Raw genomic sequence first — 25083 nt, 5'->3', positions numbered from 1 at the left:
ACGACACCCCTATTGCCGCGTAGTCGCAGGCACGACCGGCCTTAACCCAGCGGGTCGCCCAAAAGAACCTCGGCCGCCGACCTGGATGGCGCGCAGCTCCCCGGTCTTTATCAGGCCCCGGATGAGGCTCGTCTTCACGTTCAGCTCTTCGGCTGCCTGCTTGATCGTCAGAAAGCGGCGCTTTACGGGCTCGTCGGTCACCCGGCACCCCTATGCGCGGACATGGGCGCCCCCTAGTAGTCGATGGCTTTCCGGTCGATGGACTTCAGCGCGGCGAGGCGGGCTTCCACTTCGGTCTGCTCGCCGAGGTCTTCCAAAGAGGCGAACTGGGCCTCCAAGGATGAGGCGGCGAGTTCCTGCCGGCCACGGACCGTGGCCTCCTGGCGGCGGATATTCTCTTCGTACCGGCCGATGGCCGACGTCGGGTCGCCGGCGTCCAGGGCCTTGAGGGCGTCGTTGACCTGGGATTGCGCGGCGGCGACCCTGGCCCGGTTGACCAGCTGGTTTCGTTTGGCGGTCAGCTCCCCGAGCTTGCCCCTCATCTGGTCCAGACCGTGCTTGAGCTGGTCGACGACCTGGTTCTGCGCGGCCAGGCCGGGCGCATGGGACTTGGCGGTGGATTCGGCGGACATCTGCCGCTGAAGAGCGAGCCTGGCGAGGGCGTCGAACTTGTCGGCGTCAACGCCGTTTCCGGCGGCCCGGAACTCGTCAGCTTTGCGGGAGGCGGCGACCGCCTTGTGACCCCAGGTGTTGGCGTCGTTGACGGCGCGGGCGTGGTCGTCCTCGGCCATCCGGAGATTGCCGATGGTCTGGGCGACGGCAGCCTCAGCCTCCCGGATGTTCGCCGAGTAGTCCCGGACCATTTGGTCCAGCATCTTCTGCGGATCTTCCGCGGAATCCAGGAGGGCGTTGATGTTGGCCTTCGCGAGCTGGCCGACGCGGGCGAAAATACTCTGCTTCACGGTGTCTTTCTATCGGTGTGGCAATTCGGATTCTATGTGTACGGCAGGGCCAGAGACCAGACGCGGGGATCCGGCACTGGCTGCCTATCCCAGCTGCCCGGCTCCTTAGAGCGGACCGTAGCCGGCGTTGCCGTACGGGTCCCGCCAGGTGGCCAGGTCGCCTTCCACAGCCCTCCGGAGGTGCGGGTCCGTGTGGAGCCGCCGGCGGAAGGACTGGCGGGCCCGGCCCATCACCGCCGAGGGGACCAGAATGCAGGCCGTCAGGAGGGCCACGAGGAGCAGGTACGCACCGACCAGCGCAACAACGGTGCCGCGCTCTTCGGCCGAAGGAAGGGTTGCTGCCATGCCTGCGCCCGTGAGGCCGGCCAGGACGGCCACCATGGTGATGCCGCCGCGGGCGCTGCCGGGGCCTCGGGTGATGAGGGCCGTATCGGTGCTGGGGACGGTGGCGCGGACCCGTTTCCAGGCCAGCAGCCCGGCGACGGTGAGAGCGGCGCCGATCAGGCCCAAAACCAGCACCCAGACGGGATTCCCGGTCAGGACTGAGACGAAACCGCCCGTGAGGACAAGGACGGGTCCGCCGCTGATCGCGCTGCTCCAGGCGGCCGCCAGGGTTCCCTGGGCATCGGCCAGTTGCCGGAGCCGGGACGGGGCGTTCGGCGGGCTGACCCTGGCCAGGTCCGGGGAGAGCCAGTAATCCAAGGGATGGGCCGGCTGCATCCTTGCAGGTGTGTGAGTCATCAACTTCTGCCTTCTGAGTGGATGGTTACTGTCCTAACTCCGCATCTCAACTGCAGCACGTTCGCGGCGGATTCGAGCTGGCAGTCCTGGTCTTTGATCCGCGGCCAGCCCGAAAGCTCAGGAGCGCTATTGGCCCGCTTGTAGTGGAACTCGTCGTGCTCGGTGTAGACGACGACGCTGTCGCCGTCGAACCCGTCCTGTTTGATGAGTACGGACTGCCCGTCCGCGGCTGTAACCTTTACGGTGTCCCCGATGCCGAATGCGCCCAGGGCCGTGAAGATGAAGATCAGGCCGACGCACGGCACGGCAGCCGCGGCCGCGGTCACTATGGTCCAGCCGATGATGCGCCGTGGTGCCCTTTTGGTGATGCGGCCGGTCATTGCCGGGAGCAGGAGAGACAATCCAACGGCGCCAGACAGGAGCGCCATGATCAGGAACCAGGACGCGACGGAGTCCGCAGGGATGCCGACGTAGAGGAACAGGTCCTTCCGGGCGGCGGCCCCGTACGCCTCACTGATGGCAAGGTCTGCCCAGGTACACAGAGCCGCTGTGACGATAAGGGCGCTCCCCCAGACTTCTCTGCGTTTCATGGGTTGGACTGGTCCGAGCGCTGACCGGTAGCCAAAGCCAGAGCATCCTCTATCGTCTGTGTCGGCGCCACGACCGGCGCAGGAGCGGGGGCTGGCGGCGGCAGCTCACGAAGGATTGCAAGGCAGAGCCCTCCCCAAAACTCGATTCGCACTGATTCACCCAATATCTCGCTGGACGCGTCCGGCTAGTGCCAGCCTAGCGGACACTGGCTGCGTCATGGTGGCGCCGGTCAGGATGGCAAAGATACGTTACCGTCTGCATCATCCCGCCCTGGGTTTGGTCAGCGGTGGGTGGATGTGCCGGTCGGTGGCGGTGAACAAGGCTGCCGGGGCGCCTGTGGCCGCTTGTGACTTCCTGCCGGTGTCTTCGAGCTGGGGCATCATCTTGCGGGTGAAGTTCCCCGCTGTCAGAGTGGTGTTCCACACAGCGTCGTAGACGGTGCGGAGCTGGGTCATGGTGAACTCGGCGGGCAGCAGCCGGGCGGCCACGGTGGTGTATTCCATTTTTCCGGCGAGCCGGTTCAGTCCGTCGCGCAGGATGGCGGCGTGGTCGAACGCGAGGTTCCCGCTATCGAGCACGTCGTGGACCGGGTGCCAGGCTGCGGATGAGGCGTCAGTTCCGGCGGAGATCTCCGGCAGGGCCTGGCCGTCGGTGGCCAGTAATGCCAGATGTGCCACGGAGACCACCCGCATTCTGGGGTCCCGGTCCGGATTGGTGTAGGTGGCCAGCTGCTCGACGTGCACCGGCAGCTGCCCCAAATCCAGGCTGGTTTCTTCGGCGAGCTCCCGGTATGCGGCCTGTTCAGCGGATTCCTGGGGGCCGACGAATCCGCCGGGAAGCGCCAGCGCGCCTTTGAACGGGTGGCCGCCGCGGCGGACGAGGGCGGTGTGCAGCACTCCCCCGGATACCGCGAAGACCACCAGGTCGGCCGTCAGTGCGATCGAGGGGTAGTCCTTGGGCTTGTAGCTGTCCAGGAACTCCTTCTCGGCCTTTGAGTTGCGGCTCATACCGCCGCTCCTTCCAGGACGGTGCGGGTAGCCCAGGGAGGCGAAGTGAATTTGCTCCGTTGCATGAGGATGAGCTCGATGATCTCGACGGCGGTCTGCTTGCGGCGTTCGTGGTCGCCGCTGACCAGGATCCAGGAGTGGCCTTCTGCGGTCAGGGCCTCCTTGAACCATTCGGTCATTTCGGCCCGGCGGTGTTCGCCTTCGCGCCACCCGTCGTCTTCGAATTCCACACCTTCGTGATCGGTGATCAGGTACAGGTCCCGGGGCGGCAGGTTGCTGGCGGCGAGGTAGGAACCGTAGCTGCGTTCGCCGATGTAGAACCGTTCCCAGAGGGTGGTGGCCAGTGAGTCGGTGTCGGCGATAACCAGCGGACAGGCATCAGCCGCGGCGTTCTCCATCTCATTCTGCCGGGTCGCGATGCGGCCAAAGTCCTGCTCATTCCAGACCATGTCCTCAAGGACGGCTTCCGGCATCTTTGCGCGCAGGGCGTCGAACTTTTCGTACGTGTAGTCGCGGCCGTATTCGGGGACATCTGTGATCCCGGGAAACCGTGGCCGGTAGTGCTCGGTGAGCGCCTCGGCCAAGGTGCTGGTACCGCTGGATTCGGCGCCGACGAGGATGATCCGGGTGGCCAGGCCCTGCCGGGCAGTGCCGATAATGAAGGGCCAGGCGGACCCGAGGTCATCCCGGCAGAGTGTCCCGCTGATCGGGAACGTGGTCCGTGACTGGTCCACGAGGACGTGCTCGGCACCGAACGCCTGGGCGAGCTGGGCCCCGTATTCTTCGGAGCTGAACACCGCCTCGACTTCTGTCACCCCGCGGGTCTTCAGGGCCAGGCGCATCAGTTCGCTCTGCGCCTTCCAGATCTCCTCGGAGTCATAGTCTTCCGGGCAGTCGTTGGGCATCCCGATAACGTGCACTCCGGCGATGTCCTCGAACTCTGCCGCCAGCCATATGGTCCGGTCGGCGACGGTGATGGACTCGAAGCGGTTGCCCAGGACCAGGACCGAGACGTTCTCGGACTGTGCGGCGGCGGTGTTGATCAGGTGGGCGTGGCCGGCGTGCGGCGGGTAGAACTTGCCGATGACCATGGAGTTCTTGTACATCTCAGGCTCCTGCCGTGACGGGCTCGGGAGAGGCGGCCGGGGCTTGCAGGGTGCGTGTGCGCTTCCAGTCGATGAGTCCGTAGATGCACAGGGCGAGGAAGCCGATGTAGAGGATTGCAGTGAGCGTCAGGCCGCGGCTGAAGTACAGCGGGATGGAGACAACGTCGATGAGGATCCACACGTACCAGTGCTGAAAGATCTTCTTCGCCTGCCCGTACGTGGCGACCAGGGAGGCGGTCAAGGCGAATGCGTCCGGCCAGGGCACTACAGAGTCGGTGCCGTGGGTGAGGATCATGGCGACCCCGGCCGTACCTGCCACGGTGGCGCCCAGTCCGAGGATCATCTCCTTGGGGTTGGCATCCCGGATGGGAAGGTCGTTCGTGCCGTCGGTGGCGGCGTTGCCACGGATCCAGTTGTACCAGCCGTAGATGGCGACGGCGGCGAAGATGATCTGCAGGACGGTTTCGCCGTAGAGGCCGGCGCCCAAGAACAGGACGATGAACGCCAGGTTGTTCAGGATGCCTATGGGCCAGTTCCACAGTTTCTGCCGGGCGACCCCGTAGACGCAGGCGGCGCCGGTGACGAAACCGATGATCTCGATCCAGCTCACGGGGTTGCCGAGGAGGTTGGGGATGGCTGCGGAGTTCATCCAGTCGAGCAGGGCATTCATGTCGCTCCCATCATTGTTATCAAGCTGACAATAATCACCTTAACAGCATTATTGTCATTGTGATAACAATCCTCGGGGTAACTTCCGTCACGTCGAACTAGAGGCCGGGGCCGACCGCACTCTCCGGCGGTACCTGATGTTGTTGACAAGCGAGACTGCGCTGGCCAACAGAAGAATCCAGCCGGGCAGGGAGATGACGATCACTTGCCGTGTTGCCTTGTCATCGTACGGAATCTGAAGGGTTCCGCTGATGTCGTCGGGGTGGTACGCGACCTCGATCGGATCACCGATTTCGTGTGCACAGGGCTCGGCTCCGAGGCCGGGACGAGTCCGGTAGGCAACTCCGTCGACGATCAGCTCGGCGATCGGTGAGCAGATGCCCTTGGAGGCAATCTCCTGGTCGACGACGGTTCCGTTAGTGAACACGCTGCCTTCCTGGGGAGTGTGGCTGTTGAAAGTGATCACCCAGAGGATGCCGATGATGATCCCTGCGATGGATAAGCGGGGCCCGAAGTGCGGCTCCTTGATGGGTGGCCGCGTTGGTGCTGATTCGGTGTCCATCACGCTCCAGGGGTCTTCCGAGGTCGGTGCTCTCCATAAGGAGACATGCGTAGATCAGTATTCCCCATAGACGAGGGTGGATCACGTGCGCTGCAGGCGCTTCGTCACCGAGGTTTGAAGGTGACCCCTCCGATGAGCCCTGCCAGTGCTGCCGGGAGGGCGAACAGGCCAAAGATCTGCGGCATCAACGACGGCGGCGTGGTGATCATCGTGGCCAGGCCCACCAGCGCCACCGGTGCCGCAACGCAGAGCGTTACCCAGAGCGGATACTGCCGGATCTGGGACCAGACGGCCGCGGCAATGGAGGCGGCCGATCCTGCGAGCATGAACAGCCTGCCGACTCGCAGCCGCTCTACAAACTCGGGTACCGGCTCGTAGGCGAACAACATTGTCCGTTCCAGGGAAATGCCCGTCATGATGATGGAGACTCCGACCAACGCCGCCCACGGCAACGCCCGGCTCCTCCACCACCGGCGGACAACGTAGCGTTCGCCACTCGGTGAGTTCGTCACCCTGTGATCTTATCCGCTGGTCGGTCCACGGCGGCCGGCAAAAGCGACCGGCGAAAAGCAGGAGCTATTGTGTTCCTGCCGGCCGTCCGAAACCCTTGAGCTGTGAAACCGCATCCTTCTGGCCAGGCTGCTCCAGGCCGCCGGGCGCTGCCGGGCTCGCCGTGGAGAATGGTGCTTGGATTCGGTCTGGTCAGCCTGGCCGTCGATGCAGTGTCCGACGGCGCACGTCCCCTCGCCGGTCCCCTGCTGGCCCAGCTCGGTGCCTCCGCTTTAGTGGTTGGACTGGTCACCGGCGCCGCCGAAGCCGCAGCCCAGGGGCTCCGGCTGATCTTCGGCCCATGGGCGGACCGCACCGGCAAATATTGGACTTTCACGATTGCGGGTTATGCGCTGACCGTCCTGTGTGTTCCCTTGCTCGCTGTTACCCCCGTTGCGGGTGCAGCGGGGCTGGTGTTGGCATCCGTCCTGATCATTGGCGACCGCGTCGGCAAGGCCGTGCGCAGCCCTGCGAAGACTGTCCTGCTTGCCTCCGTTGCCGTGCCGATCGGGCGTGGGCGAGGTTTCGCCGTCCACAAGTCACTGGACCTTGCCGGCGCGTTTGCAGGGCCCCTGATCGCCTCCGCGGTCATCGCTGCCACCGGATCTCTGTGGCCGGCCTTTGCGGTCCTGGCTGTTCCCGGGGCCTTTGCCATGGCCCTCCTGTTCCGGCTGCGGAGCCGTGTATCAGAACCGCAGCGAGCGGCGGAGCACGAAGTACCGGAGGCGCCTGACACCCCGGGCGCCCGGGGACATGCTGACAAACCGGCGGAACGCCTTTCCAGCGTGTTCCTCCTCTTCGCCCTCTCCGCCTTCTTCTGGAGTGCGGGCCTGGTGGCCTTCGGTGTCATCGCATTCCATCTGACGGCTGCGGTTGATGTCCCTGTTTCCGCGGTCCCGCTGGTTTACGCGGCTGCCATGGCGGCGGCGGCGCTGGGAGCCCTCGCCAGCGGATACGGCTACGACCGCGCCGGGGGTGCCGTGCTCCTGGTCCTGCCGGCCCTGGTCGCTGTGATCCCGGCGCTGGCGTTCTCCGCCACCATGGGGCCGGTGCTGGCCGGGATCCTCGTGTGGGGCGTCGCCACGGGCATCCAGGACTCAACCGTCAAGGCGCTGGTGGCCGATCTGGTGGCGCCTGCCAGGCAAGGGACGGCCTATGGAATCTTCGCCGCCTTCGAAGGAGGCGGCGCACTCGCCGGCGGAGCCTTGTACGGCGCGCTGTACGGCTCCCGTCCTGCGCTCATTGCCGCCGTGGCGGCCCTGCAGGCAGTGGCGATGGTTCTGCTGGTAGCCACAGTCGTCCGGTCACGCCGCCGCCCCGGTGCGGAGCCGGGCCCCGGTGCGCAGCCGGGCCCGGAGCCTGAATGACAGCTTCCGGAGTTCACCAAAAGCCAGCACCGCGGACGCCAGCAGAACGCACATTCCCCATTGGCGGGCATCCATGGACTCCGTCCCGAAGGCCCTCTGCAGAAACGGCACCTGAACCACGGCGACCTGGAGAACAACGGCCACTGCGACCGCACCCCACAGCCACTTGTTGACGAACAGGCGGTGAAAGGCGCTGGAGGTCTCGGAACGGGAATTGAACGCATTGAACAGCTGGGCGAACACCAGGGTGGTGAACCCGGCGGTACGCGCCACCTGCAGGGAATCATCGCCTTCCACCAGTCCGCCCGGCAGGAAGATGTCAATGCTGAGCAGGGACGCAAGCCCCATGACTAGGCCCACCGACAGGATTCCGGACCACATCCGACGCCCGATGATGCGCTCCGTGCCCTGACGGGGTCTTCGGGCCATGACGTCGTCGATCTCAGGGTCCACACCCATGGCGAGCGCCGGCCCGGAGTCCGTCACCAGGTTGATCCAGAGGATCTGGGTGGCGAGCAGGGGCAGCGCAAGGGCTTCTCCGGGGGCGCCGGCCAGCCCCAGCGCCCCGGCAAAAACGACGCCGAGGAACACTGTGAACACCTCGCCCATGTTGGAGGACAGGAGGTAGCGCAGGAATTTTTCGATGTTCTCGAATATGATGCGGCCCTGGCGGACGGCCGAGACAATGGTGGCGAAGTTGTCATCGGCCAGGATCATCTTGGACGCTTCCTTGGTCACCTCGGTCCCGGCGATGCCCATCGCAATGCCAATGTCCGCAGACTTCAGCGCCGGCGCATCGTTGACCCCGTCCCCCGTCATGGCCACAACGTTGCCCTGCGCCTGGAGGGCATCAATGATCTGCAGTTTGTTCTGCGGGGCCACCCGCGCGTAAACCGAGGCGGAAGCCGTGACGGCGCGCAGCCCTTCCTCGTCCAGCCCATCAAGCTCCGCCCCGGTGACAGCCCGCTCGCCCGCATGCGCTATCCCCAGGTCACCGGCAATCCGCGCCGCACTGAGCGGGTGGTCTCCGGTGATCATCAGCACCCGGATCCCGGCGTGCTGGGCGGCGGCCACCGCAGCGGCGGCCTCAGCCCGGGGAGGGTCGATGATGCCCACCACTCCGAGGTAGACGAGGGTGCTCTCATCAGCTTCGTCCAGCACCTCGAGTTCGTGCCTGTCCTCGTCCCCATACCGGCGATAGGCCACGCCGAGCGTCCGGAAGGCCTGTGCGGACAAGGCATCCACCGCCGCGAGCGCCTGTTCCCGGCGCCTGTCGTCCAGCGGGACAATGCGCTCCCCCACCTGCAGCCCGGTGCAGCGTCCGAGCAGCACGTCAGGGGCACCTTTGGTGATGAGGGACAGGGTGCCCAGCTCCTTGTGGTGGGCTACCGCGGACATCAGCTTCCGCTCCGAGGTAAACGGCACCTCGCCGTGGCGTTCGTATTCGCCGACGCGCTCGGTAACCCCTTCCAGCTTGCGGGCCGCAACGAGGAAGGCAGCTTCGGTGGGGTCCCCCTGGATCTCCCACTCGCCGTCGTGCTCCCTCAGCTGTGCGTTGTTCGCGAAGGTGCCCCCGGCAAGGACCAGCCCCGCTTCAAGGAGCACAGCCGGATCAATTTCGTCGCGGCCGTCCTGGCGGGCACCGCCTTCGGGCCGGTACCCGACCCCCGTCAGTTCCACCTCGCCCGAGGCCGTGACAATCCGGCCCACCGTCATCTCGTTCCTGGTCAGTGTGCCCGTCTTGTCCGAGGCGATCACCGTCGCAGAGCCGAGAGTCTCCACCGAGTGCAGTTGCTTGACGACGGCGTTGTGGCGGGCCATGCGCTGGACGCCCAACGCCAGCACTACGGAAAGGATGGCGGGCAGCCCCTCCGGGACAGCCGCAACGGCCAGCGATACGCCGAGGAGCAGGACGGTCACCAGATCGCCCAGTGAGGCAATTCCGTTAACCGCGACCACGGTGGCCATGACGACGACGGCGATGACGATCACCGTAATGCCCAGCAGCCGGCTCACTCCCGCAATTTCCTTTTGGAGCGGCGTGGGCTCGGCGACCGTCCGTTCCAGCATGCCGGCGATGGCGCCGACCTCTGAATCCATGCCCGTTCCGGTCACCACTGCGCGGCCTACACCCTGGGCGACGGCCGTGCCTTTGAAGACCATGTTCAACCGGTCCCCCAGCGGGACACTGCCGGTCAAGGTGGCCGGGTCCTTGAAGACCGGTTCGCTTTCTCCCGTCAGCGAGGCTTCGCTGACACGTAACGACGTGGCGGTGAGCAGGCGGGCATCCGCGCCCACGGCGTCGCCTTCACTCAGTGCAAGGATGTCGCCGTGGACGAGTCCGGCTGAGGGCACCGTCTTCAGCTCACCGTCGCGCAGGACGGTGGAGTTGGCCGCGGTCATGACCTTCAGGGCAGCCACGGCGTTCTCGGCTTTGTTCTCCTGGACGTAGCCCAGTACCGCATTGAAAAGGACCACTGCACTGATCACGAGGGCATCGACCGGAACGCCGCGGGCGCCTTCCACTGCCCAGGCCACGACTGAAATTGCGATGGCTGCCAGCAACAGGTAGATCAGCGGATCCTGGAACTGGGACAGGACCCGTCGCCACCACGGTTGCGGCGGCGCGGACTCGAGTTCGTTGGGACCGTCGCGCGCCAGCCGGCGTGCGGCTTCGTCAGAGGCGAGGCCGGTACCAGGGTCAACGCCATAAGCGGCCACCGCCTCGACGGCATCGCGGATGTGCCAGGGGCCGGCATCGTGGGATACCGCCTGGCGGGGAGCATCCGTCATGCCGCTGTCACCCACATGCCCCCACACTTGCCCACCGTCCGGGGCGGCGCAAGGGGCCAAGGGCCCCCACCCTAATTCGACTTAGCGGCCTGCCCACACCGATGCGGCCCCGGAGTGGCCGGTGATGATGCTCTGGTAGATCAACACCGCTCCCGCAACCGCTCCGGCGGCCAGCAGGGCAATCCGCACTGCGCGGTTGCTCCGCAGCCGGCCCATGAAACCCCGGGCCCCCAGGAGGTCAAGCCGCCGGGCAAAAGGTTCGTAGGTGACCGCCAGCGTCATCGCGACCACCACAAAGAAGGCCACGGCAAGATACTTCAGGAGGTCGCCTTGTTCAACGTGTTCGTGGAGGAGGCGCGAGGCCGGCCTGGTCTTTTCCAACTGCTCACCTGCCTGCGCGGTGAGCAGCGTCAACGGGACCAGTCCCAGGGACAGCACCCCCAGCGGCCACGCCAGATGCCGGCGCGCGGCGCGCCACGCGGCGTACACGATGGCCGCCAGCCCGGCGAGCGGAGCCAGGACCACGACGCCGTGGATGAGTAGGATATGGGCGGGCAGCCCGGCAATTTCGATCATTCGAGTTCCTCCACGACGACGTTGATACCCGGTGGTTCGATGGGCTGACACGCTGACGCCAGCACCGGACCCCTATGATGCTCGCATGGGAGAGCAACAATTCGTGGAAATTGCCTCCGCACTCTACCGGCTTCCCCTCGAGGGATTCGTGGCGGCCCGGACAGCGGCGGCGAAGACTGCTGCTGCGGACGGCGGGCGTGACCTTGCCGAGGCTGTCCGCGCACTGCCCAAGCCGTCCGCGGCCGCCTGGGCGGTGAACATGCTCGCTGTGCACCGCCCGGACTCGCTGCGCGAGCTCGCAGAGCTGGGAGCCGCCATGCGCAGGGCCCAGGAAGACCTCGACGCCGGCGCACTCCGCACGCTCTCGCAGGAGCGTCGCCAGCTCCTCAGCCGCGTGATGGGAACGCTGCGTGAGGTGGCGGAACAGCAGGGCCGCAAAGTGAGCGCCGCCGTCGCAGCGGAGGCCGAAGCGACGTTGCGGGCTGCCACTGTTGACGAGGGTGCCGCGGCAGCCGTGCGGAGCGGCCGCCTGCTCAGGGTGCTGTCGGCGGACGGCGTGGACCGGGTGGATCTCCGGGAGGCAATGGCGGCCCCGGGCGGCCCCGCGCTGCCCGCAGAGCCGCCGTCGGATGCCGGCCTGTCCGTGGAGGCCGCTCCGCCGGACAGCATCCCGGCGGCAGCTTCCGCTGAAAAACCGCGGTTGAAGGCGGTGGGGACGAAGCGCCCGGCTCCCACGCCGTCGGCGGTCGAACGCGCCGCGGCGCGCCTGGCCGAAGCTGAAGAGGCTGCCCGGTCGGCGGCAGAGGAAGCCCGGGACCGCACATCGGAATTCGAGGAGGCCGCCCAGGCAATGACACGTCTCGGCGAAGAAGCGCGCAGCCTTCGCGAGCGCCTCAAGAAGGTGGACGAGCAATTCGACCTTGCAAGGAAACAGCAGGCTGCCGCTGCCGCCCGGATGCAACTGGCAGTCCGCGCCGCGGAAAAGGAGCAGCGCGCGGAGGTTCTCGCCCGGGAGAGGGTGCTCCGGCTTCGCAACACGCCGGACTGAGTGGCCTTTTCTGTCAGAGGCCGGTTGCACACTGGATTCATGGACAAGAACCTCAGCACCAGCCAGGCAGCCACTCCGGGGCACCTCGGCGGCGACGCCGCGGGGCACCGCGAATTCCACGTCACCTACTTTGATGCCGACTGCGGCTTGATCCGTACGGAAGCGTTCGACACCCTGCCGGAAGCAGAGCGGTTTGCCAGCCGGAACGTCTCCGACGAGGACGGCTGGGCAGTGATCGATGCCGTTCCGGCGGAGCAGGGACGGCTGGCAGCCTAAGTCAACGCAGGAGGCCCCGCACTGTGTGAGTGCGGGGCCTCCTGATCAGGAACCCTTGCTGCTTGTGCGCCTGCGCTAAGCTATCTGGCGCTGCAGCTGCTTAGGCGAAGCGCAGCTGCCTAGGCGAAGTCGGAAACGGCGGGGTCCGGGCCGATGCGACCTGCGCCTTCAGCAGTCCGGTCCAGCCCGTTGATGGCCTGGATGTCTGCCTCGTCCAAAGTGACGTCCAGGGCAGCATAGTTCTCGCGGATCCGGGACTCCGTGACGGACTTCGGAATCACCACGTTGCCGATGGCCAGGTGCCAGGCAATGACCACCTGGGCCGGCGTGGCATTGTGCTTGGCCGCGATCTCGGCGATGGCCGGGTGCTCCAAGAGCTCGCCGCCCTGGCCCAGCGGCGACCATGCCTGGGTGAGGATGCCCTTGGACGCGTTGAATTCGCGCAGTTCGGCCTGGTTGAAGAACGGGTGCAGCTCAACCTGGTTGATGGCCGGGACAACGCCGGTCTCATCGATGATCCGCTGGAGTCCCTCGGTGGTGAAGTTGGAAACGCCGATGGACTTCACTCGGCCGCGCTTCTGCAGCTCGATCAGCGCCTTCCAGGTGTCCACGTACTTGTCCTGCTGCGGCTGCTGCCAGTGGATCAGGTACAGGTCCAGGGTTTCGAGGCCCAGGCGTTCCATGGACGCCTCAAAGGCAGCAAGGGTGGACTCATACCCCTGGTCGGCATTCCACAGCTTGGTGGTGATGAAAATGTCCTCCGGCTTCAGCCCGGAGCGCTCAATGGCGCGCCCCACGCCCGCTTCGTTGCCGTAGATCTTGGCGGTGTCGATGTGGCGGAACCCGGCTTCGAAAGCCTGGACCACTACCTTTTCCGCTACGTCGTCTTCGACCTGCCACACTCCGTAGCCAAGCTGGGGAATGGTGTTGCCGTCGTTGAAAGTCAGTTCAGGAGAAAAAGTCATTAGTTCATACTGCCAACCGCAGCACCGTCCGGCCAGCAAAAACGGCTGGCTAAGCTAGGCGCTTAAACGGGAATAGCCGGTCCGACTGCAGCTCGCGGAACTGATCTTCCCTTGTCCCCTACGATTCCGGCCGCTGCTCGGCGAGGCGCCGCTCGGCGTCGGCGATCTGTTCAAAGACCGACTCTGCCCGGCGGCGGACCGAGGCTGCACCTACCGGGACGGGACCGACGGCGAGGCGGAGCATCGCCGCGGCCTCAGCCGTGGTGGCGAGCGAGTTGCCTGCTTTGGAGAGCGATCGGTGCACGCCCGCCAAAGCCCCCGGTATGTCCAGCCCCTCGCTGGGCGAACGCCGCTGGGCTTCGACGCAGACCTGCCGGACCCGGACCGAGAGGGCGGAAAGGTCGTTGGCGATCTCCACCAGCTCGGCATACAGCTGGTCGTCCTCGACGCCTTCCAGGACCTGATGGAACCGGTCAAGCCCGCGAAGGAAACGGTCGTGGGCGCGGCGCCACAGCCCTTTGCCGAGCTCGGCGTCGTCTTTGCGCCCCTGGCGGGCGGCTGCGAAAAATGCCACGCGGAACCTAGAGGTACTGGCCGGGACCGTGGTCCGGGTCCTCCGGCGCTCCTGCCCGTTCCCCGGCGGGATGAGGTGCCCGGGCACGCTGCGGCTCGCCGTCCTCGCCGATCACGACGCCGGGAGCGATCACCGTGCCCGGCGGCAGCTGGCGCAGCTGCCTCTGCGCCACAGCGTGTTCGCGGGCGGCGTGCTGGGCGGCGATGGCGGTCTGGATGCCGTGGAACAGCCCCTCCAACCAGCCGACGAGCTGGGCCTGGGCGATGCGCAGTTCGGCATCGGACGGCGTGGCCTGTTCCGGAAACGGCAGGCTGATCCGTTCCAGCTCTGCGACGAGTTCCGGGGCCAGCCCGTCCTCGAGTTCCTTGATGGAGCGTTCGTGGATCGCTGCGAGGCGCCCGCGCGCGGCCTCGTCCAAGGGCGCCGACTTCACTTCATCCAGCAGCTGCTTGATCATGGTGCCGATCCGCATCACCTTGGCGGGCTCGTCCACCAGGTCCTGGAGGTTGCTCCCCTGGGGCCGGGCTCCGGTTTCAAGGTTCGACGCCGGACCGGACGCGGCCGCGTCGTCGAGAGTGGTGCCCTCTACGGGGTCCTCAACAGCAGGCTGAGTGTCGTTCGGATCGCTCATGGGTTCATACTCTCACGAGCCGCCAGTGCAGGCGCCAGTCAATGAACCCAGTTGACCCGAACGGAACCGGGAGTGCCCCGGAAAGGCCGGGGGCGCCGTCGGACCTTAACGGTCCGGCGGCGCCCCCGGCGCACGTGTGCTTAGCGGCCCTTCAACAGCAGCGGCCCTGGGGATTGCTGTCCTGGCGGTCCGTGCGGTCCCGCCAGAACTCCCGCTCGGTCATGGGCGCTTCGCCATGTCCCGAGTCCGCGTGGTGCTCAAGGTACTTCGCATAGGCGTCCGCACCCATCACTCCGCCGAAGTACCGGGCGAAGCCCCGGAACCCTTCGAGGATCGCGTTCATGACCGGCTTCCCATCAGTGGTGTGCGGACTTTTCGAGACGCAGCTCGGCGGGAAGTTTGTTCCATTCGCCCACGAGCTCCCGCTCGGCCGCCGTGGGTATGAATCCCGCTGGAGCATACGTCCGGGAAGGCACGGCCGGGTCCTCGTGGTCCGTGTGGGCGACGCCGTCCCGTGCGTTGCGGAACGCCTTTGCGGTTGCCACGACCGCCGTAACGATGACGATGATGCTCAGCACCACGAAGATCACCGACAGCCAGCCCTGGATCATGGTGTTGCGCACCACGGCTTCCATGGCTGCGACGGTCTTGGCCGTGCCGAATTCCTTCTTGCCGTCAGCCAGTGCCTTGGCGAACGCCGCGTTGTTGGCGAAGTAACCCACGGCCGGAACAGTAGAGAAGATCTTCTGGAAGCTGGCGGTGATGGTGACGACCGCTGCAAAAGCAAGCGGAAGTGCCACGATCCAGAGGTACTTGAACGAGGCCCGCCTGGCGGCGATGGCCATGCAGACACTCAGTGCGATGGCCGCGAGCAGCTGGTTGGCGATGCCGAACAGCGGGAACAGCGTATTGATGCCGCCCAGCGGGTCAGTGACGCCCATCAGCAGCACCGCACCCCAGGCGCCCACCATGATGGCCGTGCAGAGCCAGGCTCCCGGCCGCCACGAGTGTTCCTTGAACTTGGGAATGAAGTTGCCGATGGAGTCCTGCAGCATAAAGCGGGCCACGCGGGTGCCGGCGTCCACGGCGGTCAGGATGAACAGCGCCTCGAACATGATGGCGAAGTGGTACCAGAACGCCATCATCGCCGTGCCGCCGATGAACTGCTGCATGATGTGGGCCAGGCCCACAGCAAGCGTTGGTGCACCGCCCGTGCGCGACACGATGCTTTCCTCGCCGACGTTCCTGGCGGTCTCGGCCAGGAGGTCCGGGGTGAGGTTCACACCGGCAAGGCCCAGGCTGTTGACCCAGGTGGCGGCCGTTTGCACCGTGCCCCCGGTTAGGGCCGCCGGGGAGTTCATGGCGAAGTACAGCCCGCGGTCGATGGAGATGGCTGCGACGAGGGCCATGATGGCCACGAAGGACTCCATCAGCATGCCGCCGTAGCCGATCATGCGCGCCTGGCGTTCTTTTTCGATCAGCTTCGGGGTGGTGCCGGAGGCGATCAGGGCGTGGAACCCGGATAGCGCGCCGCAGGCGATCGTGACGAACAGGAACGGGAAGAGCGCCCCGGGGAACACGGGCCCGTTCTCCCGGCTCGCGAATTCGCTGAACGCCGGAACAGTGATTTCGGGGCGGACCACGATGATGGCCAGCGCCAGCATGACGATCACGCCGATCTTCATGAACGTGGAGAGGTAATCCCGGGGGGCCAGCAGGAGCCACACCGGGAGGATGGCGGCGATGAAGCCGTAAACAACCAGGCCCCACGCGATGGTGACCTTGTCCAGAGTGAAGAACGCTGCGCCCCACTCGGTTCCGGCCACGGCGCCGCCGCCGATGATGGCAGCCATCAGCAGCACGAAGCCGATCAGCGACACTTCCAGGACCTTGCCGGGCCGAAGAAAGCGAAGGTAAACGCCCATAAAGAGGGCGATGGGGATTGTCATGCCGACGGAGAAGACACCCCAGGGGCTTTCGGCCAGTGCATTCACGACGACGAGGGCCAGGATGGCCACGATGATCACCATGATCAGCAGGGTGGCGATGAGGGCTGCCGTGCCCCCAATCACCCCAAGTTCCTCGCGGGCCATCTGGCCCAGCGAGCGGCCTCCGCGGCGCATGGAGAAGAACAGCACGAGGTAGTCCTGCACCGCTCCGGCCAGTACGACGCCGATGATGATCCAGAGGGTGCCCGGCAGGTAGCCCATCTGGGCCGCAAGTACAGGGCCAACCAGCGGCCCGGCGCCGGCGATGGCGGCAAAGTGGTGGCCGAACAGGACGTTGCGGTCCGTGCGGACGTAGTCCTTGCCGTCAGCTTTGTACTCCGCGGGTGTGGCCCGGCGGTCATTGGGCTTGGTGATGTACCGTTCAATCACCTTGGAGTAGAAGCGGTATCCGATCAGGTACGTACAGACAGACGCGAACACAAACCAGATTGCGTTGACTGTTTCGCCGCGGATGATGGCCAGCATGAACCAGGCAACGCCGCCAAGCAGCGCGATGGCGGCCCAGATCGCGATCTTCGCGGGTGTCCACTTGCGCTCTTCCGCCTCGAGGACCGCCTCGTCCACCGATGTTGGCGGAAGCTTTGGATCAGGCACCAGCGCGTCCTCCGATAATGCTGTCCGCGCCTTGCCATCCGGCATTTTGCCCATGTCTCCTCCTCGAGAACCCCAGCTGATTAGATATCCCCTTCGCACCATACCAATGCCGGGGACGCACGGATACTGCTTTAGGACGGAGTGCACTGCGCGCCTCGCCGAACGGTCGGACGGCAGCGTTGAGTGGCACGAAAGGGCGGTCCAGCTACGGGTTGGACGGGGAATTGAGTTGCGCCATCCGCGCTTCGCAAAGGTCCAGCCACCGGACTTCGGCTTCGGTCTGGAAGATCAGCGAATCCAGGACGAGCAGCCAGGCGGTGTCCGCCCGGCGCTGGTTGGCTGAAGCGTCCCGACGGGACTTGGTGTAGTCCTGCAGGGCCTTCATGGACGCGCCGCGCTGGGCCTGGATGACAGCTGCGACGTCCACGCCGGGAATGGTCACGGCGAGGGCGAGCTTGATGGCGAGTTCGTTCCTGGGAGGGTTGCCGCGGCCAACGGGAGCCTGGAACCAGCCCGTGACTTCGGTCCGGCCTGCGTCCGTGATGCTGTAGATGACATGGCCCTCGCCGTCGCCGCCATCGTTCCTGACCAGCCCGTCCCGTTCCAGACGGTCCAGCGTGGTGTAGACCTGCCCGATGTTCAGCGGCCAGGCGGAGCCGGTGCGGTCCTCGAACTCAACCCTCAACTGGTACCCGTAACGGGGTTTGTCCTGGAGCAGGGCGAGGAGACTATGGCGAATGGACATGCTGCCCCCTGATGTCGCAAAGACGACGGCATACACGCGCCCCCAAGACGCGTGCATACCGCGTATGGAATTACATTAGCGTTATTTAGCCGCCAAGGCAATACCGGGTATCCATTCGCGGGCCCGAATGTCCGGCTACATGACCAGCAGAACCTTCCCCACGTGGTCGCCGGAGTCGAAGTATTCGTGGGCTGCGCGCACCTGGTCCAGCGGGAAGGTCTTGGCAACCAGAGGCCGGATGCGCCCGTCGGCAAGGAGCGGCCACACGGCTTCCCGGACGGCATTCATAATCACGCCCTTCTCCGCCACCGGACGCGGACGCAGGGCCGTGCCGATGATGGCGGCCCGCTTGGTCAGGAGCTTCCCGAGGTCCAGTTCCGCTTTGGTGCCGCCCTGGAGCCCGATCACGATCAGCCGGCCGTAGTCCGCCAGCGCATCAACGTTCTGCCGGAGATACTTGGCACCCACCACGTCCAGGATGACGTCGGCACCGTGTCCGCCGTTTTGTGCGCGGAGGGCCTCGGGAAAGTCCTCTTCGGTGTAATTGATGGCGATGTCCGCCCCGAGGAAGGCCTTGGCGGTGCCAACCTTCTCCGCAGTTCCGGCCGTGGTGGCTACTGTGGCGCCAAAGGCTTTGGCGAGCTGGATGGCCATGGTGCCGATGCCTCCGGTGGCGCCGTGGATCAGCACCGTCTCACCCGGCTGCAGCTGCGCCGTCATGATCAGATTCGAGTAGACGGTGGCCGCCACTTCGGGGAGGGAGGCCGCGGTGACCAGATCCACGCCGTCGGGAATTCTCAGTACCTGCTCGGCAGGGACTGCCACGCGCTGGGCGTAGCCCCCGCCTGCCAGCAGCGCCACCACCCTGTCCCCAACGGAAAACGGCTTGGTCACGTCGGGGCCGAAGCCCGCTATCCGGCCGGATACCTCCAGGCCAAGGATCTCCGACGCCCCGGGCGGCGGCGGGTAGAAACCCCGGCGCTGCTGGACATCGGCGCGGTTGAGGCCTGCGGCGACGACGTCGATCAGCACTTCGCCGGGACCGGGAACCGGCGCCGGGACTTCGCGCACTTCGAGCACCTCTGGCCCGCCGGCCTCTCTAACGTAGACGGCCTTCATGGTGAACTCCCGATTCCTAGCTGCTTCCTGCCACAAAAAATAGTGTGCAGCGGCAGCGCCTGCCCGCAAACACTCCGGACGGTTTTTGTCGCAGCCAACTGCCTATGAAACACTACTCGGTAAGGAAGGTTGTCCGAGCGGCCGAAGGAGCTGGTCTTGAAAACCAGTGTGCGGTAACCCCGTACCAAGAGTTCGAATCTCTTACCTTCCGCGAAGAATGCCCCGGATCCTGAAGCATCAGGACCCGGGGCATTTTCCGTTAAGGGAAAGTTCGGGCCGGGACCATTGAAACTGTCGGCGCTCCGGAATAGTGTCTGCTTTGTCTTCACTGACCAAGCCTTCTCCGCGGCCACGTCTGCCGCGGAAACCGACAGGAGCCACTATGCCCAGCCCTGACATCACTCCCGGCGCACCCTGCTGGATCGACCTTATGACGTCTGACACCGAGAAGGCCCGGCAGTTCTACGGCGGACTGTTCGGCTGGGACTTCGAGGCCGGCGACCAGGAGAAGTATGGCGGCTACATCACCGCCACGAAGAACGGCAAGTCGGTGGCGGGCATCATGCAGAAGGACGAAAGCCAGGCCGGGATGCCCGATGCCTGGTCCACCTACCTGCGTTCGGACGACGCAGCCGCCACGGCTGCTGCCGTCACCGAGCACGGCGGCCAGGTCTTCATGCCCCCGATGGACGTTCCCGAACAGGGGGTCATGGCAATTTTCGGCGATTCCACCGGCGCCGCCATCGGCATCTGGCAGCCGCGCGAAATGACAGGCTACGAGCTTGTCGCCGAACCAGGCGCACCGGCGTGGCACGAGCTTCACACCAAGGACTACCCCGTTGCCGTCAAGTTCTACGAGGACGTTTTCGGCTGGGACACCGACGTCATGAGCGACACTCCCGAGTTCCGTTACACCACCCTCGGGGCGGGCAACGCGGCGAAGGCGGGCATCATGGACGCCTCCTCGTACCTTCCGGCCGAAGTCCCGTCCAACTGGCAGGTCTACTTCGCCGTCGAGGACGCCGACGCCTCGATCGACAAAGCCCTCAGCCTCGGTGCTCAGGTGATCGACGGGCCGGACGACACCCCGTTCGGCCGGCTGGCAACCCTTGCCGACCCCACCGGGGCGATGTTCAAGATCGTGGCTGACACCGGGCAGGGAGCGGGCGATCCGGCCGAATCAGGAGATACCACCGGGGCCTGAAACGTCACCGCATTTCATTTAAGTAAATTGATCTAAAAAATACCGGCCAGCGGCTTCCATCGGAGCTACTGGCCGGTATTCTTTTGGCATGTCCGGCACATGGGGTGGGCCGGCATACGCACAAAACCAAAAACACTGTTGCCGGCACCGGGCCCATGCCGCCCCGTGGCCGGCAGTGAACGTTTCGCTGGGGGACGTCTCGCAGAATGCACGCTGAATCTACTGCACGTTCATTCGACTCTGTTTTGCTGTGCCGGAAACTACTTGACCAGGAGTAAAGTCCGGGCCCTTTGTCCGCGCCACAACGCCGGACACATTCCACCGAGCCCTTTACCCGGGGCACCCTAATGAGAGTTAGAGCGGATGAAACGCACACCATGGAAAATTGCGCTGGGCACGGCGTTGTCAGCGGGGCTCATCGCAGCTCCTCTGGCTTCCGTCCCGGCGTTTGCAGTGGAGGTCTCACCGGCCGCTGCAGGCACCTCCCCCGTCGTCATCAACGAGGCTTACCTCAGCGGCGGAAGCGCCGGAGCAGCCTACAAGAACAAATTCGTAGAGCTGTACAACGCCTCTGACGCGCCGGTAACCCTGGACGGCTGGTCCCTGCAGTACCGCTCCGGCACGGGCACGGCCGCGCCGAGCAGCACGGCGCCCCTCGCCGGCACCATTGCGGCCAAGGGGTACTACCTGCTCAAGGGCGGCAGCAACGGCACCGTCGGCCTGGATCTTCCCGCCGCAGACGTGACCGCCACCGGATTCAACCCGGCGGGCGCGGGCGGCACAATCGTCCTGGCCAAGCAGTCCACCACCCTGAACCCGCTGGCCGTCGGCTCGGTAATCGAGCCTGCCAACGTCGCGGACCTGCTGGGCTACGGCACCTCCAACACGTTCGAGACCAAGGCCGCTACCGCACCCGGAAGCAACACTGACGTCAAGAGCCTGAACCGCAGCGCCGGCCTGGACACCAACAACAACTCCGCCGACTTCACGCTCAGCGCCGCCATCACCCCGACCCCAGCCGGGGGCAGCGCGGATCCGGTTGATCCCGATCCGGTGGATCCCCCGCCGGCACCCGCCGCCAGGACCATCGCGGAAATCCAAGGATCCGGCGCGGCCAGCCCGTTCGTCGGCACCTCCGTCACCACCCGCGGCAAGGTCACTGCGGCCTTCCCCACCGGCGGCTTCGCTGGTTTCTACCTCCAGACCCCCGGAACCGGCGGCGACCTGACGCCGGCCAATCACACGGCGTCGGACGCCATCTTCGTCTACTCGCCCGCAACGGTAGGCTCCGTCGCGATCGGCGACTACGTCGAAATCACCGGGGCCGTGGCCGAGTTCTACGGGATGACCCAGGTGAACGTGGCGGATGCCGCCGGCCTGAAGAAGCTCGACGAGGCCGCTCCGGAGGTGAAGTCCACCGGTTTCGCCCTCCCGGCGGCCGAGGCCTTCCGCGAGTCCCTCGAAGGCATGCTGCTGACACCGCAGGGACCTGTGACGGTCACCGACAACTACTCCCTGAACCAGTACGGCGAAATCGGCCTGGCCGGCGGGACCACTCCGCTGGAGCAGCCCACCGCCGTCGCCCCTTACGGTTCCGCCGAATACACGGCAACCGTGGCGGCCAACGCCGCCCGCGGCATCAAGCTCGACGACGGCGCCACCACCAATTTCCTAAAGGATGCCGCCACCAAGGCGCAGGTCCTGCCGTACCTCACCACCGCGGATCCCGTCCGCGTCGGGTCTCCCGTGACGTTCCAGACCGACGTGGTGCTCAGCTACGCCAACAACTCCTGGAAGTTCCAGCCGCTGACCCACCTGACGCCGGAAAACGCAGGCATCATCCAGCCGGCAACCTTCGGCGCCACCCGTGCCGAAGCTCCCGCCGCCGTCGGAGGCACCCTGAAGATTGCCTCCTTCAACGTGCTGAACTACTTCCCCACCACCGGTGACATGCTGGCCGGCTGCACGTTCTACACCGACCGCGACGGCAACCCCATCACCGTCCGCGGCGGCTGCGACGCCCGCGGTGCAGCCAACGCCGAGAACCTCAAGCGCCAGCAGGACAAGATCGTGGCGGCCATCGGCAAGTCCGGCGCCGACGTCGTATCCCTGATGGAGGTTGAGAATTCGGCCCAGTTCGGCAAGGACCGGGACGACGCCCTGGCCAAGCTGGTGGACGCCCTGAACATTCCCGCCCCGGGGATCTGGGACTACGTCCGCACGCCCGCCAACGCTCCCCCGCTGGCTGACGAGGACATGATCCGCACCGCATTCATCTACAAAAAGCCAGCCGCGGAACCGGTGGGCGAATCCATCATCCACAACGACACCGTGGCTTTCGCCAGTGCCCGCAAGCCGCTGGCCCAGGTGTTCAAGCCGGTCGGCGCGTCCGATGACAAGAAGTTCATCGCCATTGCCAGCCACTTCAAGTCCAAGGGCTCGGCCGCAACTCCTGAAGACACCGACAAGGGCCAGGGCGCCTCGAACCTTGCCCGCACCGAACAGGCCAAGTCGCTCCTTGCTTTCTCCAACGACCTCCAGGCTTCGAAGGGCACGGACAAGGTCTTCCTGATGGGCGACTTCAACGCCTACGCCAAGGAAGACCCCATCAACGTCCTCACGGCCGCCGGCTACATCAACCAGGACGAAAAAGCCCGGAATGCCGACGGGTCAGCCAAGCACTCCTACCTGTTCGGCGGCCTGGTGGGTTCCCTGGACCACGTCCTCGCCACGCCGGGTGCGAACTCGGTGGTCACCGGTGCCGACATCTGGAACATCAACTCCGTGGAGTCCGTGGCGCTGGAGTACAGCCGGTATAACAACAATGTGACCAACTACTATGCGCCGGACCAGTTCCGGGCCAGCGACCACGATCCCGTGGTGGTGGGCCTTGATCTGCCGGCCGCACCGGTCCTGCCGCCGAGCGTTGACCTGAACTTCCTGGGCATCAACGACTTCCACGGACGCATCGACTCCAACACGGTCCTGTTTGCCGCCACCATCGAAAAGCTCCGCGAGGCCGCCGCTCCCGGCGCCACGGCCTTCCTGTCCGCAGGCGACAACATCGGTGCCTCGCTGTTTGCGTCCGCCGTCGCCAAGGACCAGCCCACCATCGACGTGCTGAACGCCTTGGAGCTGCGGACGTCCGCCGTGGGCAACCACGAGTTCGACGGCGGCTGGGCGGACCTCCGCGACCGCGTCATCGCCGGCGGGACAAACGCGAAGTTCCCCTACCTCGGTGCCAACGTATACAAGAAGGGCACCACGGAGCCGGCACTGCCTGAATACACGGTGTTGGAGTTGAACGGCGTCAAGGTGGCGGTGATCGGCACTGTCACCCAGGAAGTTCCTTCGCTGGTCACCCCGGTGGGCATCACCGACCTTGAGTTCGGCGATCCGGTGGACGCGATCAACCGCGTTGCCGCCAAGATCACCGCCGAAAAGCTCGCTGACGTCATCATCGTGGAAGATCACGACGGCGCCGGATCCGGCACCCCTGACGGCTCCACTGTGGAGCAGGAAGTCGCTGCCGGCGGTCCTTTCGCCAAGCTGGTCAACGAAACGTCTCCCGAGGTGGACGCCATCTTCACCGGCCACACCCACAAGCAGTACGCCTGGGACGCTCCGGTGCTCGATGCCAACGGACAGCCGACCGGTAAGACACGCCCCATCGTCCAGACCGGCAGCTACGGCGAGTTCATCGGCCAGATCCAGCTGACAGTCGACACCGCCACCATGCAGGTGACCGGATACCAGGCCGGCAACGTCAAGCGCACTGTTCCCACCACCACCGAGACGGCCGCTGACCTCGTGGCCAAGTACCCGCGGGTGGCAGCCGTCAAGGCGATCGTTGACAAGGCAATCACCGATGCCGCCGTGATCGGCAACCAGCCGGTCGGCAAGGTCACCGCTGATATCACCACCGCCTTCACGCCCGCCACGGCCACCAGCCCGGCGTCCCGCGACGACCGCGCCAGCGAATCCACCCTCGGCAACCTGGTGGCGGACTCGCTCGTGGACGCCCTCAAGGCACCGGACCTCGGCGCCGCCGAAATCGGCGTCGTAAACCCCGGCGGCCTGCGCAACGAGCTGTACTACGCGCCGGACGGAACCATCACCTACGCGGAGGCGAACGCCGTCCTGCCGTTCGTGAACAACCTCTGGACCACGTCCCTGACCGGGGCACAGTTCAAGACGCTCCTGGAACAGCAGTGGCAGACCAACCCGGACGGCACCGTCCCGAGCCGCGCCTACCAGCAGCTCGGGCTGTCCAAGAATGTCAACTACACCTACGACGCTGCACGCGCCGCAGGGGACCGCGTCACGTCCATCCGGGTTGACGGCTCGCTGATCGACCCGGCCAAGTCCTACCGGATCGGCACCTTCAGCTTCCTGGCAACCGGCGGCGACAACTTCCGGATCTTCAAGGAAGGTGCCGGCACCAAGGACTCGGGCCTGGTGGACCGGGATGCCTGGATCAAATACCTGCAGGAGCACAACCCGGTATCGCCGGACTTTGCCCGCCGTACCGTGGCTGTCGTGAACACCACGGCCGCCGAGGTCAAGGCCGGGGACTCCATCACGCTGGCGGTTTCCAAGCTGGACCTCACCTCCCTGGGCAGCCCGGTCAACACGTCGCTGACGGCCTCCTTTACGGACGCCGCCGGCACCGTGACACAGCTCGGCACCATCCCGGTGTCCGGCGGAGCCGCGGCAGTGGACGTGAAGGTCCCGGCCGGCGCGGCTGCCGGCACCGGCACCCTGCTGCTCACCGCTGCTGAGTCCGGGACCGTGGTCAAGGCCTCAGTCCAAGTCGCCGACAGCGGCCCGGTACCGCCGGTCTGCACGGCACCTGTAGCACCCACCAAGTGGTACGACTTTGCGGGCTGGATCAAGTACGGCCTGGCCTGGCTCCAGTACCAGAACTGCCTGAAGGGCTAGTTTCGCAGCCTGACACAGAATGAACATGCCCCGTCGCCGGGCCTGGGAACCCTT

General features: G+C 65.8%; 23 protein-coding genes and 1 tRNA gene. 6 read left to right on the top strand and 18 right to left on the bottom strand.

What is annotated here, in order from left to right; translation table 11 throughout:
* Positions 1-9: 9 nt before the first annotated feature.
* The 9 genes from ACSQ12_RS03760 to ACSQ12_RS03720 form a co-directional block, all read right to left on the bottom strand.
* Positions 10-201: a helix-turn-helix domain-containing protein gene (locus ACSQ12_RS03760; RefSeq protein WP_436064392.1), complete on the bottom strand. Its 192-nt coding sequence runs from the start codon at positions 199-201 to the stop codon at positions 10-12.
* 32 nt (positions 202-233) lie between these two features.
* Complete coding sequence (locus ACSQ12_RS03755) at positions 234-962, bottom strand: PspA/IM30 family protein (protein ID WP_436064391.1); 729 nt, start codon at positions 960-962, stop codon at positions 234-236.
* Positions 963-1067: 105 nt separating this feature from the next.
* The gene (locus ACSQ12_RS03750; RefSeq protein WP_011690565.1) at positions 1068-1703 is read right to left on the bottom strand and encodes a hypothetical protein; all 636 of its coding nucleotides are present in this window, start codon (positions 1701-1703) and stop codon (positions 1068-1070) included.
* Positions 1703-2293, bottom strand: a complete 591-nt coding sequence (locus tag ACSQ12_RS03745; RefSeq protein ID WP_436064390.1) for a hypothetical protein — start codon at positions 2291-2293, stop codon at positions 1703-1705. Before ACSQ12_RS03745 ends, ACSQ12_RS03750 begins: the two co-directional genes overlap by 1 nt.
* Positions 2294-2554: 261 nt before the next feature.
* Positions 2555-3301 (bottom strand): NUDIX hydrolase, encoded by a 747-nt coding sequence (locus ACSQ12_RS03740; RefSeq protein WP_011690562.1) that lies wholly within the window; start codon positions 3299-3301, stop codon positions 2555-2557.
* Positions 3298-4407, bottom strand: a complete 1110-nt coding sequence (locus ACSQ12_RS03735) for an AAA family ATPase (protein ID WP_436064389.1) — start codon at positions 4405-4407, stop codon at positions 3298-3300. Before ACSQ12_RS03735 ends, ACSQ12_RS03740 begins: the two co-directional genes overlap by 4 nt.
* Before the next feature lies 1 nt (position 4408).
* Positions 4409-5077: a nicotinamide riboside transporter PnuC gene (gene pnuC / locus ACSQ12_RS03730; RefSeq protein ID WP_436064388.1), complete on the bottom strand. Its 669-nt coding sequence runs from the start codon at positions 5075-5077 to the stop codon at positions 4409-4411.
* Between the two features lie 87 nt (positions 5078-5164).
* A complete protein-coding gene (locus ACSQ12_RS03725; RefSeq protein ID WP_436064387.1) occupies positions 5165-5638 on the bottom strand; it encodes a hypothetical protein in 474 nt (157 codons plus the stop codon).
* Between the two features lie 104 nt (positions 5639-5742).
* Positions 5743-6150, bottom strand: coding sequence for a hypothetical protein (locus ACSQ12_RS03720; protein ID WP_436064386.1), 408 nt, complete (start codon positions 6148-6150; stop codon positions 5743-5745).
* Positions 6151-6318: 168 nt separating this feature from the next.
* On the opposite strand from ACSQ12_RS03720, the gene ACSQ12_RS03715 reads away from it, so the two are divergent.
* The gene (locus ACSQ12_RS03715; RefSeq protein ID WP_436064385.1) at positions 6319-7554 is read left to right on the top strand and encodes an MFS transporter; all 1236 of its coding nucleotides are present in this window, start codon (positions 6319-6321) and stop codon (positions 7552-7554) included.
* Here the strand turns inward: ACSQ12_RS03715 and ACSQ12_RS03710 are convergent.
* Both ACSQ12_RS03710 and ACSQ12_RS03705 read right to left on the bottom strand, forming a co-directional pair.
* A complete protein-coding gene (locus tag ACSQ12_RS03710) occupies positions 7492-10347 on the bottom strand; it encodes a cation-translocating P-type ATPase (protein ID WP_436064384.1) in 2856 nt (951 codons plus the stop codon). The genes ACSQ12_RS03715 and ACSQ12_RS03710 overlap by 63 nt on opposite strands.
* An 81-nt stretch (positions 10348-10428) precedes the next feature.
* Positions 10429-10923 carry a hypothetical protein gene (locus ACSQ12_RS03705; RefSeq protein ID WP_436064383.1) on the bottom strand — a complete coding sequence of 165 codons (495 nt, stop codon included), beginning with the start codon at positions 10921-10923 and terminating at the stop codon, positions 10429-10431.
* An 85-nt stretch (positions 10924-11008) separates the two neighbouring features.
* Between ACSQ12_RS03705 and ACSQ12_RS03700 the strand changes: the two genes are divergently transcribed.
* Both ACSQ12_RS03700 and ACSQ12_RS03695 read left to right on the top strand, forming a co-directional pair.
* A complete protein-coding gene (locus ACSQ12_RS03700; RefSeq protein WP_436064382.1) occupies positions 11009-11971 on the top strand; it encodes a hypothetical protein in 963 nt (320 codons plus the stop codon).
* 39 nt (positions 11972-12010) lie between these two features.
* Positions 12011-12247 carry a hypothetical protein gene (locus tag ACSQ12_RS03695; protein WP_209748708.1) on the top strand — a complete coding sequence of 79 codons (237 nt, stop codon included), beginning with the start codon at positions 12011-12013 and terminating at the stop codon, positions 12245-12247.
* A 119-nt stretch (positions 12248-12366) separates the two neighbouring features.
* On the opposite strand, the gene ACSQ12_RS03690 is transcribed toward ACSQ12_RS03695, so the two are convergent.
* The 7 genes from ACSQ12_RS03690 to ACSQ12_RS03660 form a co-directional block, all read right to left on the bottom strand.
* Positions 12367-13212, bottom strand: coding sequence for an aldo/keto reductase (locus ACSQ12_RS03690; protein ID WP_436064381.1), 846 nt, complete (start codon positions 13210-13212; stop codon positions 12367-12369).
* Between the two features lie 118 nt (positions 13213-13330).
* A complete protein-coding gene (locus ACSQ12_RS03685) occupies positions 13331-13786 on the bottom strand; it encodes a hypothetical protein (RefSeq protein WP_436064380.1) in 456 nt (151 codons plus the stop codon).
* A gap of 7 nt (positions 13787-13793) precedes the next feature.
* Positions 13794-14417, bottom strand: a complete 624-nt coding sequence (locus tag ACSQ12_RS03680; protein ID WP_436064379.1) for a bacterial proteasome activator family protein — start codon at positions 14415-14417, stop codon at positions 13794-13796.
* A 151-nt stretch (positions 14418-14568) separates the two neighbouring features.
* Complete coding sequence (locus ACSQ12_RS03675; protein WP_436064378.1) at positions 14569-14760, bottom strand: YbdD/YjiX family protein; 192 nt, start codon at positions 14758-14760, stop codon at positions 14569-14571.
* Positions 14761-14773: 13 nt separating this feature from the next.
* Complete coding sequence (locus tag ACSQ12_RS03670; RefSeq protein ID WP_436064377.1) at positions 14774-17074, bottom strand: carbon starvation CstA family protein; 2301 nt, start codon at positions 17072-17074, stop codon at positions 14774-14776.
* A gap of 151 nt (positions 17075-17225) precedes the next feature.
* On the bottom strand, positions 17226-17765 hold the full coding sequence (locus tag ACSQ12_RS03665; protein WP_436064376.1) for a PadR family transcriptional regulator: 540 nt from the start codon (positions 17763-17765) through the stop codon (positions 17226-17228).
* A 135-nt stretch (positions 17766-17900) separates the two neighbouring features.
* Positions 17901-18884, bottom strand: coding sequence for an NAD(P)H-quinone oxidoreductase (locus ACSQ12_RS03660; RefSeq protein WP_436064375.1), 984 nt, complete (start codon positions 18882-18884; stop codon positions 17901-17903).
* Between the two features lie 123 nt (positions 18885-19007).
* Here ACSQ12_RS03660 and ACSQ12_RS03655 point away from each other — a divergent pair.
* The 3 genes from ACSQ12_RS03655 to ACSQ12_RS03645 all read left to right on the top strand — a co-directional run bounded on the left by ACSQ12_RS03655 (position 19008) and on the right by ACSQ12_RS03645 (position 25029).
* Positions 19008-19095, top strand: a tRNA-Ser gene (locus ACSQ12_RS03655).
* A 171-nt stretch (positions 19096-19266) separates the two neighbouring features.
* Positions 19267-20088 (top strand): VOC family protein, encoded by an 822-nt coding sequence (locus tag ACSQ12_RS03650; protein WP_436064374.1) that lies wholly within the window; start codon positions 19267-19269, stop codon positions 20086-20088.
* A 363-nt stretch (positions 20089-20451) separates the two neighbouring features.
* The gene (locus ACSQ12_RS03645) at positions 20452-25029 is read left to right on the top strand and encodes an ExeM/NucH family extracellular endonuclease (protein WP_436064373.1); all 4578 of its coding nucleotides are present in this window, start codon (positions 20452-20454) and stop codon (positions 25027-25029) included.
* The last annotated feature ends 54 nt before the right edge of the window (positions 25030-25083 follow it).

This window comes from Arthrobacter sp. LjRoot14 (genome assembly GCF_964253905.1).
Classification (GTDB): domain Bacteria; phylum Actinomycetota; class Actinomycetes; order Actinomycetales; family Micrococcaceae; genus Arthrobacter.
Note: the sequence above shows the minus strand (reverse complement) of the source record. Positions and strands in the feature narration are given on the sequence as shown.

What these genes read in the sequence shown, in the direction of transcription:
- ACSQ12_RS03670 (WP_436064377.1), bottom strand. Translation starts at nt 17,074, where the DNA reads ATGGGCAAAATGCCGGATGGCAAGGCGCGGACAGCATTATCGGAGGAC.
- ACSQ12_RS03695 (WP_209748708.1), top strand. Translation starts at nt 12,011, where the DNA reads ATGGACAAGAACCTCAGCACCAGCCAGGCAGCCACTCCGGGGCACCTC.
- ACSQ12_RS03735 (WP_436064389.1), bottom strand. Translation starts at nt 4,407, where the DNA reads ATGTACAAGAACTCCATGGTCATCGGCAAGTTCTACCCGCCGCACGCC.
- ACSQ12_RS03715 (WP_436064385.1), top strand. Translation starts at nt 6,319, where the DNA reads ATGGTGCTTGGATTCGGTCTGGTCAGCCTGGCCGTCGATGCAGTGTCC.
- ACSQ12_RS03705 (WP_436064383.1), bottom strand. Translation starts at nt 10,923, where the DNA reads ATGATCGAAATTGCCGGGCTGCCCGCCCATATCCTACTCATCCACGGC.
- ACSQ12_RS03740 (WP_011690562.1), bottom strand. Translation starts at nt 3,301, where the DNA reads ATGAGCCGCAACTCAAAGGCCGAGAAGGAGTTCCTGGACAGCTACAAG.
- ACSQ12_RS03680 (WP_436064379.1), bottom strand. Translation starts at nt 14,417, where the DNA reads ATGAGCGATCCGAACGACACTCAGCCTGCTGTTGAGGACCCCGTAGAG.
- ACSQ12_RS03650 (WP_436064374.1), top strand. Translation starts at nt 19,267, where the DNA reads ATGCCCAGCCCTGACATCACTCCCGGCGCACCCTGCTGGATCGACCTT.
- ACSQ12_RS03700 (WP_436064382.1), top strand. Translation starts at nt 11,009, where the DNA reads ATGGGAGAGCAACAATTCGTGGAAATTGCCTCCGCACTCTACCGGCTT.
- ACSQ12_RS03745 (WP_436064390.1), bottom strand. Translation starts at nt 2,293, where the DNA reads ATGAAACGCAGAGAAGTCTGGGGGAGCGCCCTTATCGTCACAGCGGCT.
- ACSQ12_RS03750 (WP_011690565.1), bottom strand. Translation starts at nt 1,703, where the DNA reads ATGACTCACACACCTGCAAGGATGCAGCCGGCCCATCCCTTGGATTAC.
- ACSQ12_RS03710 (WP_436064384.1), bottom strand. Translation starts at nt 10,347, where the DNA reads ATGACGGATGCTCCCCGCCAGGCGGTATCCCACGATGCCGGCCCCTGG.
- ACSQ12_RS03690 (WP_436064381.1), bottom strand. Translation starts at nt 13,212, where the DNA reads ATGACTTTTTCTCCTGAACTGACTTTCAACGACGGCAACACCATTCCC.
- pnuC (WP_436064388.1), bottom strand. Translation starts at nt 5,077, where the DNA reads ATGAATGCCCTGCTCGACTGGATGAACTCCGCAGCCATCCCCAACCTC.
- ACSQ12_RS03665 (WP_436064376.1), bottom strand. Translation starts at nt 17,765, where the DNA reads ATGTCCATTCGCCATAGTCTCCTCGCCCTGCTCCAGGACAAACCCCGT.
- ACSQ12_RS03660 (WP_436064375.1), bottom strand. Translation starts at nt 18,884, where the DNA reads ATGAAGGCCGTCTACGTTAGAGAGGCCGGCGGGCCAGAGGTGCTCGAA.
- ACSQ12_RS03675 (WP_436064378.1), bottom strand. Translation starts at nt 14,760, where the DNA reads ATGAACGCGATCCTCGAAGGGTTCCGGGGCTTCGCCCGGTACTTCGGC.
- ACSQ12_RS03645 (WP_436064373.1), top strand. Translation starts at nt 20,452, where the DNA reads ATGAAACGCACACCATGGAAAATTGCGCTGGGCACGGCGTTGTCAGCG.
- ACSQ12_RS03725 (WP_436064387.1), bottom strand. Translation starts at nt 5,638, where the DNA reads ATGGACACCGAATCAGCACCAACGCGGCCACCCATCAAGGAGCCGCAC.